The following is a 16740-nucleotide window of genomic DNA, read 5'->3' as shown; positions in this document are numbered from 1 at the left end:
TTCTAAAAATATCTTAATACCTTCGCATTGATGGAGAAAATTATTTTAGGAATAGATCCTGGAACAATGGTGATGGGTTATGGTTTGATTGAAGTAAAAAACAACAAAGTTCGACTGATTACTTTGGACGAATTGTTGTTGCATAAACTTCCGAATCAGGAAATGAAATTGAAAAAGATTTTCGAAAAAACATTGGCCATTATCGATCAATATCATCCTGACGAATTAGCTATCGAAGCGCAATTTTTTGGTGTAAATGTACAATCAATGTTAAAACTTGGTCGTGCGCAAGGCGTTTGCATTGCTGCGTGTTTGTACCGCGACATTCCGATTGTAGAATATGCGCCAAAAAAGATTAAAATGGCGATTACAGGAAACGGAAATGCATCAAAAGAGCAAGTTGCTGGGATGTTGCAACATTTACTTGGTTTGAAAGAAATTCCGAAACGTTTGGATGCCACCGATGGATTAGCGGTTGCGGTTTGTCATTATCTAAATTCGGGAAAAGCATCGTCTAGTTCTACTGGTACAACAAAATCGAGCTCGAGCTGGGAATCATTTGTAAAAAATAATCCTAAACGAGCAAAATAAAAATATATTTGTAGTTGAATAGGTTAAACCAATTCATATAAAAATTAAAACGTCAAATGAAAAAATATGTAATCGTTGCCTCTGTTTGTGCAACACTTGGAAGTTCGTTCATCTTTTCTTGTAAAGACAATAATGCCAAAAATAACACGGCAATTACCGAAATTGTTTCTAAAATAGAACAGAATAAATATAAAATTGGGGATAAAATAATTATTCCGATTAATGATTTAGAAGGCGTTACAAAAGTTGTTGTTTCGGTTGACGAACGCGAAGTTCCAGCTGATTTTACAATTGATGGAAAAACAGTTGGTTTAGGAAATCATACCGTAAATTTAAAATTTTACAAAGGCGAGGAAGAAACTAATTCGCGCGATTTTACCTTTGTTGTTTATGCAAGCGAGCCTGCTAAGCAAATGACCTACGAGGTTGTAAATACATATCCACATAATCCGGATTATTTTACGCAAGGTTTCTATTTCAAGAACGGAAATATTTTTGAAGGAACTGGTTTACGCGAAGGTAAAACACGTTTGATTGAGTATAAATTAGGTGCAACAGAACCTACAAAATTATACCAAATAAAAGATGATGTTTTTGGTGAAGGAATTACAGAACTTAATGGATTTATTTATCAATTAACTTGGCAAGATCGTGCAATTTATAAGTATGATTTAAACTTTAATCAAATTGAAAAATACGATATGCCAGGACAAATTATCGAAGGTTGGGGAATTACAACTGTTGGTAACGAATTGGCGATAACAGAAGGTACGCAACGTATTCACTTTTTTGATGCAAATCTAAAATATCTAAGAACAATACAGGCTTTTGATAACGAACAACCGTATAGTTATTTAAATGAAATTGAATTTCACGATGGTTTAATTTATGCAAATGTTTACCTAAAAAGTGGACATTCTAACAATGATAACATTGTAGCAATTGATCCTGCAACTGGTGCTGTAAAAGGTGTTTTTAATTTTGCTGAACTAAAAGGAAAACAAGGAAATCCGCAAGCGAATGAGCTGAATGGAATTGCATTTAAAGACAACGGAAACATGTTGTTAACCGGTAAAAACTGGGATAAGATTTTCGAAATAAAAATCAATAAATAGAATTTTAAAAAAGGTTTGCTGTAAACAGCAAACCTTTTTTAATGAGAAAAGCTCGACCTGCAAAATCGAGCTTTTCTTAAACAAAAATCATCTAAAAAATTATAAGTAATATATTGATTGTGGAAAATTATATCCAAAATTGATCTTTCCAATCTGAGTTGGTTAACAGTAAATTAAAATGTTCTTTAATTACTTTTAACTTAGATTGTGTACTATTTTTTTCGAATTCTGGAAACATTTGTTTTTCCTCGAAACGAATATGCAAATCCAATTCTTCTTCTATATAAATCAAGCTTTTCATTGGATTTTTAACATCGATTTTGAATAATCTTTTCAATCGACGATGTTCTTTTAAAGCTCTTTTTACCAAATAATGTTCTTCATCTAGCAAAGCAAAAAGATAGTTTTCTTCTATCTCAAATTTCTTGAATAATATATTTTCTCCGTACCAATTTACATAATCTACCATGCGCTGCATTTCTACACCTTTATCAATTCCTGCACGGATATTCCAACAAAAAAACAATGTTTTGTGGTGTCTTTCACAAGCTTCATTCAGTTTCAATCCAACTTTATAGGTTGAATTAGAAAGATTGACTTGTGGCACATCGATAGTTAATTTCATGGTATGATTATTTATATTATTTTTTTAAATCGGATATTCGGATACGTTTATCTTATTTTATAAGAAACTTTTTTAATGTTTTAAGAATGCTAAGCCATTCTCGATATCATCAATCAAATTAAACATGGATGTTTGCTCAAGCATTTTTCTTAAATCATTACGAATTTCAAAAACACGACTATGCAAAGCACATGGTTTTTTGGCATCACATTCTACCAAACCTAAAATACAGCTGTGGTACAAACCGTCGCCATCTATTGCCTTGATGATATGAACTAGTTTTACTTCGTTTAAATGATCTGGATCCATCTCAAAACCTCCCATTTTTCCTTTTACAGATGCGATTACATTGGATCTTACCAATTGTTGCAAAATTTTTGCAGTGTATGCTTCTGGAGAATTAATGGATTTTGAGATTTGCTTTAGATTTACACGTTTTCCTGCAACAGATTCTTGTGCAATAAATACACAAGCCTTAATACCATATTCGCACGCTTTTGAAAACATCTATTTAACTTTCTTAATTATGGTTCAAATATACGTTTTATTTTAAATCGGACAAATTTATCTTTATTAAATTTTAAGAAATAAAAAAACCACTCAAAAATTTGAGTGGTTTAATTGTTATGATGTTAAATCAGAAATTAATCTTCATCTTCGTCTTGAGCATCTTTAACAGCATTACGAGAAGTACGGATAGCCACTACTACTGCGTTGTCTGGATGTGCGAATGTATAGTTTTCATTTTTCAATGATTCTACATACATTTTGTGACCAATTCTCATTGGTGTGATATCGATAACGATTTCATCAGGTAAGTTTGCAGGAATAGCACGAACTTTTAATTTACGCATGTTGAAACGTAAAACCCCTCCAACTACTAAACCACGAGCACGACCTACTAAACGAACTGGAACTTCCATTGTTACTGGTTTGTCGTCGCTTAATTGATAAAAATCTACGTGTAAGATTTTATCATTAACTGGGTGAAATTGGATATCTTGTAAGATAGCTTGAATTTTAGTTCCATCAGCTAACTCGATAGAAGCTGTATGAGCATCTGGTGTATAAACTAAACCTTTGAATGCTTTTTCTTCAGCTGAAAAGTGGATAGGATCTCCTGAACCATAAACCACACAAGGTACTTGTTCAGCATTACGTAGGTTACGTGTCGCCACTTTACCTAAGTCTTCTCTTTTTACACCTTGAATTGTAATTGACTTCATAATATAATATTTAATAAAAATTTATTAATTTTAATGTAACCTATTAAATAACAAAACGTTGACTAATAGATTTGTTGCTATGTACTAAATGCATAACATCAGCAAAAAGCGGAGCGCAAGATAATACTTTTATTTTAGAAACTGAATTATTTTTTAATGGAATACTATCAGTTACAGCAATTTCGTCTAACATAGAGTTTTCTAAACGCTCGTAAGCTGGTCCAGAAAGTACAGCATGTGTCGCAATAGCACGAACAGATTTTGCTCCTTTAGACATAATCAATTCAGCCGCTTTAGCTAACGTACCTGCAGTATCAATCATATCATCAACCAAAATAACGTTTTTACCTGTTACATCTCCAATCAACATCATACTGTCTACTTGGTTGGCAACTTTACGTTCTTTGTGACAAATAACAATATCTGCACTTAGATATTTTGCATAAGTATTTGCACGTTTTGCACCACCCATATCTGGAGAAGCAATACAAATATTATCTAAACCTAATCCTTTAATGTACTCAACAAAAATTGTTGATGCAAAAATATGATCTACTGGTATTTCAAAAAATCCTTGAATTTGATCAGCATGTAAATCCATTGTCATTACACGAGTTGCACCTGCTGTCATTAACATTTTTGCGACCAATTTTGCTCCAATTGGAACACGAGGTGCATCTTTACGATCTTGACGAGCAAATCCAAAATAAGGAATAACTGCTGTAATGCTTCTTGCTGATGCACGTTTTGCAGCATCACACATTAATAACAATTCCATTAAATTATCATTTGGTTGCATAGTAGAACCAATTAAGAAAACGCGCGCGCCACGAATTGGTTGTTCGAAAGCTGGTACGAATTCGCCATCGCTAAACTCGACGATTTTAGATTTACCAAGTTCTTGACCATATTGTTCAGCAATTTTAGTTGCCAATTCTATTGATCCTCTAGTTGTGAAAAGAAATGCAGATTGTTCCATTGTTTTGTTTGGGAATTAATTATGCAAAATTAATTGAAATGAATCAAAAAATAAAGAAAATTTATGAAATTTAATTTTAGGCACGATGTTTGAAAATTATACGGCATAATGTTTGTGAAGCAATATATGACATTTGTTATGTTTAGGCGTTTTTTAACACTTATTACAAGCATTTTAACAGTAAAGTGTATAATTTTGTATTTAAATATATCCTCATGAAAAAGATTTCATACCTATTAAGTATAATTGGATTAGGAGTTTTAGCTCACGCACAAGAAGTTGAAGTTTCTGAACCGGTTAGTAATGATTACAACAAATGGTCTATCGAGGCCAATGGTGGTGCTGTAAAAGCTAGAAAAGCATTTGCGCCAGGTTACTATTCTGAAACACCTAGTTTTTTCCACGCTGATTTTGGTGTACGTTATATGTTCAACCCAAAGTTTGGTTTAAAATTAGATGGTGGTTACGACCGTATTAAAGAAGGTGAAGGTGTTAAAAACTTCAAATCTAATTACTATAGAGTAGATTTACAAGGGGTTGTTAACGTAGGTCGTGTTTTAAATTTTGAAACATGGACTAACAGACTTGGATTATTAGCACACGGTGGTGCTGGTATCTCTATGATGAATAATGATGCAACTGATGGTGCTGATGGTAAATTATTCAAAGACAACGATAACATGGCAAATGTTATGGTTGGTTTAACACCACAATTAAGATTAACTGATCGTGTAGTTTTAACAGGAGATTTATCTTATATCAGAAACATTCGTCAAAATGTAACTTTTGATGGAACATCTGAAACTTCAGGTTCAGGATTTGGAGGTGAGATTTGGAATGCAACAGTAGGTTTAACATTTTACTTAGGTAAAAACCAAAAACATGCAGACTGGGTTTACGAACCAACAAGATCTGACTTAGAAGATAGAATCTCTAACATCGAACAAATGTTAAAAGATACTGATGGTGATGGTGTTGCTGATTACTTAGATCAAGAACCAGATTCAGCTCCAGGAGCAGTTGTAGATACTAAAGGTGTTACAATTGACCATAACGGAAACGGAATTCCAGATAATATCGAAGAATATATCAAACAAAATACTGGTGGAAATACAACTATCGTTAACGATGCTGATTTCTTAGAGCAAATGATTAACAGTGGTATTATCAACGTATATTTCGATTACAATTCTGATAAACCATACCAACAATCAGTTGGAGGTATCAAATTTGTATCTGAATTCTTAAAAGCTAAACCAAATGCTCAAATCGACATCTTAGGTTTTGCTGATCCAGTTGGAGGAGACGCTTTCAATAAAGATTTATCTCGTAGAAGAGCAGAAAACGTAAAAGCAATTTTAGTTAGTCAAGGTGCTAATGCATCTCAATTAAATACAGTTGCAGAAGGTGAAGACAAAGAATTTAAAAATTCTCAAGTTTCTTCTCATCAATTAGCAAGAAGAGTTGTTTTCAGAGTAAAATAATTCATACTTAATATAAAATATTAATCAGGAATAGATTTACCCTATAAAAGGAGGTCTATTTCTGATTTTTTTTTATCTTTACCTTTACTTAAAATTACTATAAATTTGAATCCCTTTAACCAACATTTTAACGCGCCTAGATGGGTCGTGTTAATAATTGATATACTAATAGTTTTTATTAGTTATATCGCGAGTAACTTTATTCTTAATAGTTTTTTGAACACATTTAGTTTAGAAAAATTATTGTTTAAGTTACCTATTGTTGTTATTCTATATTTTATATGTTTCTTATACTTTAAAACATATAAAGGAATTGTTAAAAAAACAGGATTAAAAGATGCTGAAAATGTATTTATATCAAATATTTCTGCATTTCTTATACTTTTACTTATCTCATTTGTCTTTCGAAAATTTATCGAAAGTGGAAGTCAAGAAACAAATATATTTTCACTTCTATTTAGAATGTCCTATTCTGTAATCTTCGTACACTTATTCATCACAACAGTTATAATGGTTGTAGCAAGATTATACTACAAATGGATTTATGATTATTTTTTTAGTAAAAACATAGGTATTGAAAAAGTATTAATTTACGGAGCTGGAGATTCAGGATATATCACAAGAGATATACTTCAAAACGACACACAATACAATATAAAGGTTATTGGATTTATTGATGATAATCCAAGTAAAATCGGGAAAATTGTAGATGGAGTTAAAATTTATTCAATAAATGATATAACGAATCAATTTGTTGAAAAACATAACATTTCTGAGATTATTATCTCAATACAAAATGTAAAAACGAATCAATTACTAAATTTATCTAAATCTTTAGAAGAACTTCCTGTTAAGATTAAAATAATTCCTCCAATATCTAAATGGATTGATGGAACTTATAAATCAAAACAAATCAAGGAATTAAAAATTGAAGATTTATTAGGTAGAGAATCTATAAAACTCGATAATCCAATTATTAATCAAAATTTACAAGGTAAAAAAGTATTAATTACAGGAGCTGCAGGTTCTATCGGAAGTGAGATTGCGAGACAAATAGCTGTTATGGATATCGAACAATTAATTTTGATAGATCAAGCGGAATCAGCATTATACGATATACAACAAACTTTAAAAAATAAGATCAGCGAAGAAAAACAAGACAAAATACATTATATTGTTTCGAGCGTTAGAGATCAAAAAAGGATGTCTAGCCTTTTTAACAAGTATAGACCACAGGTTGTTTTTCATGCAGCAGCGTACAAACATGTACCGTTAATGGAAAAATTTCCTTACGAAGCAATTAATACAAATATATACGGAACCAAAATTATTGCTGATTTAGCAAATGAATTTGAAGCTGAAAAATTTGTTATGGTTTCTACAGATAAGGCCGTAAACCCCACTAACGTTATGGGCGCGACAAAAAGAGTTGCCGAAATATATGTTAATTGTATAAGCAGAATTTCGAAAACAAATTATATTGTAACACGATTTGGTAATGTTTTAGGCTCAAACGGATCGGTTATACCATTGTTTAAAAGACAATTAGATTACGGCGGACCATTAACTGTAACACACCCAGATATCACTCGATTTTTCATGACAATTCCAGAAGCTTGTCAATTAGTACTAGAAGCTGCAATTATGGGAAAAGGTGGCGAGATATTTGTATTTGACATGGGCGAATCGATGAAAATAATTGATTTAGCAAAAAGAATGATTAGACTAAGCGGCTATAAATATCCTGAAGAAATTGATATTAAAATTGTAGGTTTACGACCAGGAGAAAAAATATACGAAGAATTACTAGCTACCGATGAAAATACGGTTAAGACACATCACGAGAAAATAATGATCGCAAAAGTAAACACAGATAAATGCGATAAAAATAAAATTTTAATTGAAGAATTGTGCCTAATGTCTTCGCAAATTGATAAACATGAGCACGTTGTTAATTTGGTTGCTAGAATAAAAGAAATTGTACCCGAATTTAAATCTAAAAATTCAGAGTTTGAAAAACTTGATAATTTAACTTATGAAAAATAATATTTCTAAAATTTTAATTGTACTAATCACACTGATTATCTCTTCTTGTGCATCTAAAAAAGATTTGGTCTATTTTCAAGGCGAACAAGAATCACATACAAAATACGAGGATTATATTCCTAGAATACAATCTTCAGATATGTTAGCAATATCAATAACTGCAGCTGATATAAAAGCAACTGAGCCTTTTAATCAACAAAGTGTTTATCAACTAAATTCTGCTGTACAAAATAATCCTTATGCTAAAGTTTATACGGTAGATGAGCAAGGCAATATTAACTATCCTATTATTGGACAAATAAAAGTTGGTGGATTAACACGTACAGAAGCTGAAAACGAATTAAAATCAAAATTATCAAAATACATAGTTAATCCAGGAGTTAATATCAATTTCACTAATTTTAGAATTAGTGTTTTAGGAGAGGTAGCAAAACCAGGTAACTTTACAGTTCCTAATGAACGAGTTTCTATACTTGATGCAATTGGAATGGCTGGAGATTTAACTATAAACGGTGTTCGTAGCAATATAATGGTCATTAGAGAACAAAATGGTCAGAAACAAACATATAATGTTGATTTAACATCTAAAGATGTTTTAAACTCTCCTGTTTACTACTTAGCTCAAAATGATGTTGTATACGTAGAGCCAAATAGTGCCAAAATTTCGGCTTCAAAGTTTACGCCTAATTATTCATTATGGATTTCTGTAGCTGGTGTTATTATTTCTGTTATTTCTGTTATAGCTAAATAAAAAAATGAGTAAGAATCAAAATAATTTCGAAGATAACTTCGAAAAATCTGAAGAAGATATTAATATTAGACAAATTCTTGAACAATATTTATATTATTGGAAATGGTTTGTTATTGGTATAGTTGTATCCTTAATATTTGCTTTTTTGTATGTTAAGTATACACAAAAACAGTATCAAGTTTCTGCAAAAATATTGTTGAATGAAAAAGAATCATCAACTGGAGAATTAGCAGGGTTGATGGATCAAGCTATGCTTGGAGGAGGTTCAACAAATTCTGAAGTTGGTGATCAAATTGATGTTTTAACATCAAAACGTCTATTAACTAAAGTTATTGAGAAAAATAATTTAAATATTCAATATTTCAGTGTTGGTAGAGTTTCTGAAATAGAATTGACTCATGAAAATTCTCCTATTAGATTTATTTTTCTTAACGAAGAAAGTAAAAATAGTGATAAACTAAATGATCAATATTTGATTACTATTTTATCAACTACAAAATTTAAGTTAGAAAATAAAGCATCTGGAAAAACAAATGAATATGCTTTTGGACAAAAAATTTCTGATAAATTCGGAAACTTCATCATAAGTCCAAATAAAGACATAAAAAAACATATTGATAGTGAATATTTAGTTTCAGTAAAATCAATTGACCAAACTGTTAACAATCTTCAAAAAAGATTAAATATTTCGCCTAATAGTGAGAAAACATCTAAGATTATTAATTTTTCTTTAATTGGTCCTGTTCCTGATGTTTCAAAGAAAATAATTGATGACTTAATACTAATCTATAACTCAGATTTAGTTAATGATAATCATAAATTGACTGAAGCAACATCTAAATTCATCAACTCTCGATTAGAAATTGTAACAAATGATTTACATGGTGTTGATAAAAACTTAGAGCAATATAAAGTTAGTAACAACATTACTGATGTAACTTCTGAAGCAAATATATTTTTAGAAAGTGCTGCTGATAATGATAAAAAATTATTAGAATCATCTACACAATTACAGCTTGTAGATTATATGAATTCTACATTAAATTCTACAAAAACAGATTTACTACCTTCTAATATTGGATTAGAAGATAAATCTATTTCATCAGAAATTGCTTCGTATAACGAATTGGTTTTAGCAAAAGAAGATATGTTAAAATCTGTTACAAACGAGCATCCAAATGTTATTAAGTTACAAGAGCAGATAAATGATATAAAACGAAACTTAAAAAGTAGTTTACGTTTATACAAGAATAATACACAAACAACTTTAAATTCTATACAAAATAAGCAAAATCAAATTGCAAGTAGAATTCAAAAAGTACCTAGCCAAGAGCGTGGTTTTAGAGATATTTCTCGTCAACAACAAATTGTAGAAGCTTTATATCTTTTCTTATTACAAAAACGTGAAGAAAATGAGATAAAATCTGCTGCGACACCAGAAAATATAAAAGTTATAGATTTTGCTTATGATTCTAAAATTCCAGTATCCCCTAAAAAAAGTATAATATTTTTAGGCGCTTTGGTGTTAGGATTTATTATTCCTTTTGTATTAATCTATATTTATAAATTATTAAATAACAACGTAAACTCTAAAGAAGATGTAGAGGATGCTGTAGGAGCACCAATCGCCGGTCAAGTACCTAAAAGTGAAACTTCTATTATCGAACATAATGATAATTCGAGTGTTGCCGAAGCATTTAGAATCTTGAGAACAAATGTTAATTTCTTAATGAAAAATAGCAAAGAATCTCAATGTATCTACATTACCTCTACAACAAGTGGAGAAGGAAAAACATTTATCTCAACCAACTTAGCACAAATTTTAACCATGTCTGGTAAATCTGTTCTTTTAATTGGTGCTGATATTCGTAGTCCAAAAGTATTAGATTATCTAAATATTGCAGACCAATACAGACATCGTTATGGTGTTACTGAGTATTTGATTTCAGAGGATATAAAATTGGAAGAAATTATCATTAAAAATCCTGCTAACTATAAATTTGATGTAATCTATTCAGGTCAAATTGCACCAAATCCTTCAGAATTATTAATGAATGGTCGTTTTAATGATATTGTAAATTATGGTAAACAACATTACGATTATGTTTTAGTAGATACTGCGCCAGTAAGTTTGGTTACAGATACATTATTAATTGCTGATGATGCAGATTTAACAATGTACGTTGTACGTGCAAATTATTTAGACAAACGTATGTTGGCTATTCCACATGATTTATACAAAGAAAATCGTCTTAAAAACATGGCGATGGTTGTTAATGATGTCGACTTTACCAAAGGATATGGTTATGGTTACGGTTATGGTTATGGAGAAAATCATAACACTGACTCTTGGTTTAAAAACCTATTTAAGAAAAAATAGTATAAAAACTACATAATAAAAAAACCACTTCGTTACGAAGTGGTTTTTTTGTATAATTATATATAAATAATAATTTATTGTCTTTGTCTTACTGCTTCGTAAACGCAAATTGCTGCTGCATTACTTACGTTTAAAGAATCTACAAAACCTAACATCGGAATTTTGATTAATGCAGCAGAATTATCTGCCCAAAAATCTGATAAACCAGTTGCTTCTGTTCCTAAAATAATGGCCGAACCTGATGTAAAATCAGCGTCATATAAACTAATTGTTTCATCTCTCAAAAAAGTAGAAATAACTTGTACTTTATTTTCTTTCAAAAAGTTTAAAACTTCTTCTTTAGATGCTGATGCAATTTTATTGGTAAATAATGTACCAACCGAAGAGCGAATAACGTTTGGATTAAAAAAATCGACTGTTTCATCACAAACAATTACAGCATCTACTTTTGCTCCATCTCCAGTTCTTAAAACTGCACCTAAATTTCCTGGTTTTTCTACAGCTTCTAAAACGATAACCAACGGATTTTCGGGTAATTTTAATGTTGATAAATTAGATGATTTTGTTTTATAAACACCAATAATTCCACCAGTTGATTTACGATAAGCTAATTTCTCGAAAACTATGCGAGTAATTTCGAACATTTTTGCGCGACCAAAATCAATAGTTGATTCATAAATATCTTCACAAACATATATTTCAACTGCTTCGTAACCGCCTTTTACAGCCAATTCATTTTCTTGTTTACCTTCAACAATAAATAAACCTTGGGTTTTACGTTCTCTTGATTTTTCTTGCAGTTTAAGCAAGTTTTTAATCTTTGGATTCTGAAGACTTTCTATTTGCATGCTGCAAAATTACTTCTTTTTCGTGCAATATTTTGCACAAATTTAGTTTACAATTATTATCAGTTAAAAAACTCATTATCAACAACCTTCAATTTATATTCAGTATAAACTTATATTTTTTGTACCTTTGCCCCTTAAAATCAGAATTTTCGTATGACCAAAGATGGAAAAATAGAATTGATGGCTCCCGCTGGGAACTTCGAATCGTTACAGGCTGCTTTAGATAATGGTGCTGATTCTGTATACTTCGGAGTAGATCAGTTGAACATGCGTGCGAGAGCATCAATCAATTTTACAATGGGTGATTTACCAGAAATCGTAAATCGTTGTGAAGAGAAAGGTGTGCGTTCTTACCTTACATTAAATACAATTATATATGATCACGATTTATCGTTAATCAAAACCCTTTTAGATCAAGCAAAAGAAGCTAAAATTACGGCTGTTATTGCGATGGATCAATCGGTTATTGCTTATGCAAGACAAATCGGGATGGAAATCCACATTTCGACTCAAATTAATGTGACGAATATTGAAACCGTAAAGTTTTATGCAATGTTTGCAGATACTATGGTTTTGTCTCGTGAATTGAGTTTGAAACAAGTAAAAAAGATCGCAGAAAGTATTATCAAAGACGATGTTCGTGGACCAAGTGGAAACTTAGTAGAAGTAGAGATTTTTGGACACGGTGCATTGTGTATGGCTGTTTCGGGAAAATGTTACTTAAGCTTACACTCGCACAATTCATCTGCAAATCGTGGTGCTTGTAAACAAAATTGCCGTAAAAAATATACGGTTATTGACCAAGAATCTGGTTTCGAGATTGAGTTGGATAACGAGTATATGATGTCGCCTAAAGATTTATGTACGATGGAATTTTTGGATCAGGTTGCTGATGCAGGAATCAAAGTATTAAAAATTGAAGGTCGTGGTCGTTCTCCAGAATATGTTGCAACAGTTATTCGTTGTTACCGCGAAGCAATAGACTCTATTGTTGATGGAACTTATTCGGCAGAAAAAGTTGATTATTGGATGGGATTATTACAAACCGTATACAATCGTGGTTTTTGGTCGGGTTATTACTTAGGTCAAAAATTAGGAGAATGGTCTGCAATTCCAGGATCTATGGCAACTCAGAAAAAAGTTTACATTGGTAAAGGACAACATTATTTTCCAAAATCAAGTATCGGACAATTTACAATTGATGCGTATGATTTAAAAGTTGGTGATTTAATTTTAGTTACTGGTCCAACAACAGGTGCGCAAGAAATGGTTGTAGAATCGATGATGATTGATGATGTTTCGGGCGAATTAGCAACGAAAGGAGATAATATCACCATACCAATGAAGTTTAGAATTCGTCCTTCAGACAAATTATACAAATTGGTAAAAGAGGAACAAACCGGAGCGAAAGAAGATAATGTTGAAGAGGAAACTTATTCTCATTAATCAAAAAACAATAACATGGTTATAATAACGCTTCAGCGCGATAAATGTATTGGTTGTAACTATTGTTATGAGTTAGCACCAGAACGTTTCCGAATGTCAAAAAAAGACGGAAAATCTGTCCTTTTAAAATCAATAGATAAAAAAGGATTTCATACTCTGAAAGATCCAGATCATTCTGTTGCCGATAATTGCGATCGTGCGGCAAAAGCTTGCCCCGTAAACATTATTTCGGTTAAAGAGATTTAGAATAAAAAATATATTAATCATAAAAAGTCATCAAGCAATTGATGGCTTTTTTTGTGATTAAATCTTTAAAAGTTTTAATCTTTGATACATATCATTTTATCATTTTTAAAAACTATCTTATCTTAGTCGAGAATTAACACATCTTTGATACAATAATACATATACATTATGAGTTCGTACGAATATTATAACTTCCCGATTCAGCTAGTGAACGGTTTTTTAGACAATTCTAAGAAAGTATTAATTGATATCTCACATTATTGCATTTATAGAGTTTTTGTCGATAATTTCGAAAAATATTCAGGCTCTTTTACAGGTTACCAAAAAGCATGTGAAGATTTTGGAATAGAATTTAAAAATGTTGCAGAAGCCTATCAAAACGGAAAAACTTGGTACGAAGAAACAATTGATAAAAGTCCGATGGTTGGTATGACTTCTGAAATGTACTGGGATTATATGAACAATGATAAAACCGAATTTGAGAAAGTTTGCTTGCTAGGAGATTTAGCTTTTAAGAGTATTTTGGGCGCAAAATCGTATATTAAATTAGACAATAAATATTGGTTTAGTCGTATGGATGGTGCTGTAAAATCTATTCTGAAAGAAGATATTTCGCCAAAATTACAACGTTATTTAAATGAATATCAGACCAAAAAAATTAAAAATCAATTAATCGCAAATTGGGGATTAGCTTCATATTCTCGCTACAACAGAGGTTTTTATGTAAGTTATAAAATGACTTTAGAAGATTTGGCTTATCATGCAGAAAAAATCAGAAAATCTACACAAGATAAAAAGATAAAAAATGATGTTAAATCTGCGCACGAAAAAGCGATGGAACGTTTGGCAAAAGAAAATGAAATAAATTAGATTTATCAATTTTGAAAAAATAAAAATCCCTCATTCAATCAGAATGAGGGATTTTTTTGTTTCTGTGGAGCTGGCGGGATTCGAACCCGCGTCCAAACAAGCAACAAATAAGCTTTCTACATGCTTAGTTTATTTTTAATTTTCGACGATATCCTGAGAATAAACACTCTGTCAACCGCTTATCATCTTAGATCTCGAAATCCATCCGATGCACTAGGATTTCTATTCTTACTTTCCCGTGTCCCTATATCAAACGCCGTAAGTCAAGGCTTTTGAGGGACATTCAGCTTCTATACCTTGTATAGACGTGGCAAATTCTTACTTAATTCAGAATTATGCAGCTAAAGCGTACTCTTCGTTGCCAGTTAAAAGGTTGAAGTGCCTGATTAAAGTGAGTACACAACATATCACTGCATGCTTACTTACCCATTGGCCCTGCTGTCAAAACCAGTCAGCCCCGTAAGTATCCGTCAATTATATAATCAACGGATGGCAAATATACAAAATTGATACCAAACTTTATTAACTTTTTCTAAACATAATATTTCAATCAAAATAATTAATTTAGAGAAAATTAAATAACAAAAAATATAAATTATGGGAAATCCAGTTAATATTCCAACGTTTAAAGATCATTATGACAATTACATTAATGGTCAATTTACACCTCCTACCGAAGGCAAATATTTTGATGTTATTACACCTATTACGGGTAAAGTTTTTACACAAGCAGCACATTCTTCTGAAGCAGATTTAACAAAAGCAGTAGATGCAGCACACGAAGCATTTAAAAGCTGGAGTGTTACTTCGGCAACAGAAAGAAGTATTTTATTGAATAAAATTGCGGATCGAATGGAGCAACATCTACAAGAAATTGCGGCTGTTGAAACTTACGATAACGGAAAACCAGTTCGTGAAACCCTAAATGCAGATATTCCTTTAGCAATTGATCATTTCAGATATTTTGCATCAGTTATTCGTGCAGAAGAAGGTTCTATTAATGAGTTAGATAAAGATACAGTTTCGATAATTATTCACGAACCAATCGGTGTTGTGGCTCAAATTATTCCATGGAATTTCCCAATTTTGATGGCTATTTGGAAATTAGCGCCAGCATTAGCTGCAGGAAATTGTGTGGTTTTAAAACCCGCAGAATCTACTCCTATTTCTATTCTATATTTATTCGAAATTATTGGTGATCTTTTACCTCCAGGTGTTGTAAATATTGTGAATGGTTTTGGTGGAGAATTAGGACGCGCATTGGTTACAAATCCTAAAGTAAACAAAGCTGCTTTTACAGGTTCTACTGCTACAGGTCGTTTCGTAATGCAATATGCTACAGAAAATATTATTCCAGTAACGTTAGAATTGGGCGGGAAATCTCCAAATGTTTTCTTCGAATCTGTGATGGATCATGATGATGATTTCTTAGATAAAGCCATAGAAGGTGCCGTATTATTTGCACTTAATCAAGGTGAAATTTGTACTTGTCCTTCTCGATTATTAATTCAAGAATCTATCTATGATAAATTTATTGAACGAGTTGTAGCGCGTGTAAATGCAATAAAAGCAGGAAATCCACTTGATCCAGAAACAATGATTGGTGCACAAGCTTCGCAAATTCAGTACGATAAAATTTTAGGTTATATCAAATTAGGAAAAGAAGAAGGTGCAGAAGTTTTGACTGGTGGTGATGCCAATCATTTACAAGGCGAATGCGAAAGCGGTTATTATATCAAACCTACATTATTAAAAGGAAACAATAAAATGCGTGTGTTTCAAGAAGAAATTTTTGGACCTGTTTTAGCCGTTACAACTTTTAAAGATGAAGCCGAAGCAATAGAACTTGCAAACGATACAATTTATGGTTTAGGAGCAGGTGTTTGGACGCGTGATGCGCATCAATTGTACCAAGTTCCGCGTGCAATACAAGCTGGTCGTGTTTGGGTTAATCAATACCATAGTTATCCTGCTGGTGCGCCTTTCGGAGGTTATAAACAATCTGGTATTGGTCGTGAAAATCATAAAATGATGTTAGATCATTACCGTCAAACCAAAAATATGTTGGTTTCGTACAGCAAAAAGAAACTTGGTTTCTTTTAGTCAAAATTAATAGTCAAATCATCAAAATTA

15 protein-coding genes and 1 other RNA gene are annotated in these 16740 nt (G+C 31.6%); 10 read left to right on the top strand and 6 right to left on the bottom strand.

All coding sequences use genetic code 11. The annotated features are described in order from the left end of the window. Nucleotides 1–30: 30 nt before the first annotated feature. A complete protein-coding gene (ruvC, locus tag BM072_RS09685; RefSeq protein WP_092908470.1) occupies nucleotides 31–591 on the top strand; it encodes a crossover junction endodeoxyribonuclease RuvC in 561 nt (186 codons plus the stop codon). 56 nt (nucleotides 592–647) lie between these two features. After that, nucleotides 648–1706 carry a glutaminyl-peptide cyclotransferase gene (locus tag BM072_RS09680; RefSeq protein WP_092908469.1) on the top strand — a complete coding sequence of 353 codons (1059 nt, stop codon included), beginning with the start codon at nucleotides 648–650 and terminating at the stop codon, nucleotides 1704–1706. A gap of 127 nt (nucleotides 1707–1833) precedes the next feature. Here BM072_RS09680 and BM072_RS09675 read toward each other — a convergent pair whose 3' ends face one another. From BM072_RS09675 to BM072_RS09660, 4 genes are all read right to left on the bottom strand, one after another. Then, nucleotides 1834–2331: a hypothetical protein gene (locus tag BM072_RS09675; RefSeq protein ID WP_092908468.1), complete on the bottom strand. Its 498-nt coding sequence runs from the start codon at nucleotides 2329–2331 to the stop codon at nucleotides 1834–1836. A 72-nt stretch (nucleotides 2332–2403) separates the two neighbouring features. Beyond that, a complete protein-coding gene (locus BM072_RS09670; protein ID WP_092908467.1) occupies nucleotides 2404–2838 on the bottom strand; it encodes an RrF2 family transcriptional regulator in 435 nt (144 codons plus the stop codon). A gap of 137 nt (nucleotides 2839–2975) precedes the next feature. Further along, on the bottom strand, nucleotides 2976–3557 hold the full coding sequence (locus tag BM072_RS09665) for a 50S ribosomal protein L25/general stress protein Ctc (protein ID WP_092908466.1): 582 nt from the start codon (nucleotides 3555–3557) through the stop codon (nucleotides 2976–2978). A 43-nt stretch (nucleotides 3558–3600) separates the two neighbouring features. After that, nucleotides 3601–4536, bottom strand: coding sequence for a ribose-phosphate pyrophosphokinase (locus tag BM072_RS09660; protein ID WP_092908465.1), 936 nt, complete (start codon nucleotides 4534–4536; stop codon nucleotides 3601–3603). A gap of 215 nt (nucleotides 4537–4751) precedes the next feature. On the opposite strand from BM072_RS09660, the gene BM072_RS09655 reads away from it, so the two are divergent. From BM072_RS09655 to BM072_RS09640, 4 genes are all read left to right on the top strand, one after another. Then, nucleotides 4752–6020: an OmpA family protein gene (locus BM072_RS09655; protein WP_092908464.1), complete on the top strand. Its 1269-nt coding sequence runs from the start codon at nucleotides 4752–4754 to the stop codon at nucleotides 6018–6020. 105 nt (nucleotides 6021–6125) lie between these two features. After that, nucleotides 6126–8066 carry a polysaccharide biosynthesis protein gene (locus BM072_RS09650; protein WP_245752118.1) on the top strand — a complete coding sequence of 647 codons (1941 nt, stop codon included), beginning with the start codon at nucleotides 6126–6128 and terminating at the stop codon, nucleotides 8064–8066. Then, nucleotides 8056–8817, top strand: coding sequence for a polysaccharide biosynthesis/export family protein (locus tag BM072_RS09645; RefSeq protein ID WP_092908462.1), 762 nt, complete (start codon nucleotides 8056–8058; stop codon nucleotides 8815–8817). The genes BM072_RS09650 and BM072_RS09645 overlap by 11 nt, the downstream gene beginning before the upstream one ends. A 4-nt stretch (nucleotides 8818–8821) precedes the next feature. Beyond that, nucleotides 8822–11197, top strand: a complete 2376-nt coding sequence (locus BM072_RS09640; RefSeq protein WP_092908461.1) for a GumC family protein — start codon at nucleotides 8822–8824, stop codon at nucleotides 11195–11197. A 74-nt stretch (nucleotides 11198–11271) separates the two neighbouring features. On the opposite strand, the gene BM072_RS09635 is transcribed toward BM072_RS09640, so the two are convergent. After that, nucleotides 11272–12045, bottom strand: coding sequence for a TrmH family RNA methyltransferase (locus tag BM072_RS09635; RefSeq protein WP_092908460.1), 774 nt, complete (start codon nucleotides 12043–12045; stop codon nucleotides 11272–11274). A gap of 153 nt (nucleotides 12046–12198) precedes the next feature. Here BM072_RS09635 and BM072_RS09630 point away from each other — a divergent pair, with 153 nt between their 5' ends. From BM072_RS09630 to BM072_RS09620, 3 genes are all read left to right on the top strand, one after another. Next, nucleotides 12199–13491 (top strand): peptidase U32 family protein, encoded by a 1293-nt coding sequence (locus tag BM072_RS09630; RefSeq protein ID WP_092908459.1) that lies wholly within the window; start codon nucleotides 12199–12201, stop codon nucleotides 13489–13491. A gap of 15 nt (nucleotides 13492–13506) precedes the next feature. Next, nucleotides 13507–13737: a ferredoxin gene (locus BM072_RS09625; RefSeq protein WP_092908458.1), complete on the top strand. Its 231-nt coding sequence runs from the start codon at nucleotides 13507–13509 to the stop codon at nucleotides 13735–13737. A gap of 168 nt (nucleotides 13738–13905) precedes the next feature. Next, on the top strand, nucleotides 13906–14607 hold the full coding sequence (locus BM072_RS09620; RefSeq protein ID WP_092908457.1) for a hypothetical protein: 702 nt from the start codon (nucleotides 13906–13908) through the stop codon (nucleotides 14605–14607). A gap of 62 nt (nucleotides 14608–14669) precedes the next feature. Here BM072_RS09620 and ssrA read toward each other — a convergent pair. Continuing rightward, nucleotides 14670–15066: a transfer-messenger RNA gene (gene ssrA / locus BM072_RS09615) on the bottom strand. Nucleotides 15067–15204: 138 nt separating this feature from the next. On the opposite strand from ssrA, the gene BM072_RS09610 reads away from it, so the two are divergent. After that, nucleotides 15205–16710 carry an aldehyde dehydrogenase family protein gene (locus tag BM072_RS09610; protein WP_092908456.1) on the top strand — a complete coding sequence of 502 codons (1506 nt, stop codon included), beginning with the start codon at nucleotides 15205–15207 and terminating at the stop codon, nucleotides 16708–16710. The last annotated feature ends 30 nt before the right edge of the window (nucleotides 16711–16740 follow it).

It is taken from the genome of Algoriella xinjiangensis (assembly GCF_900115015.1).
Lineage (GTDB): Bacteria > Bacteroidota > Bacteroidia > Flavobacteriales > Weeksellaceae > Empedobacter > Empedobacter xinjiangensis.
Note: the sequence above shows the minus strand (reverse complement) of the source record. Positions and strands in the feature narration are given on the sequence as shown.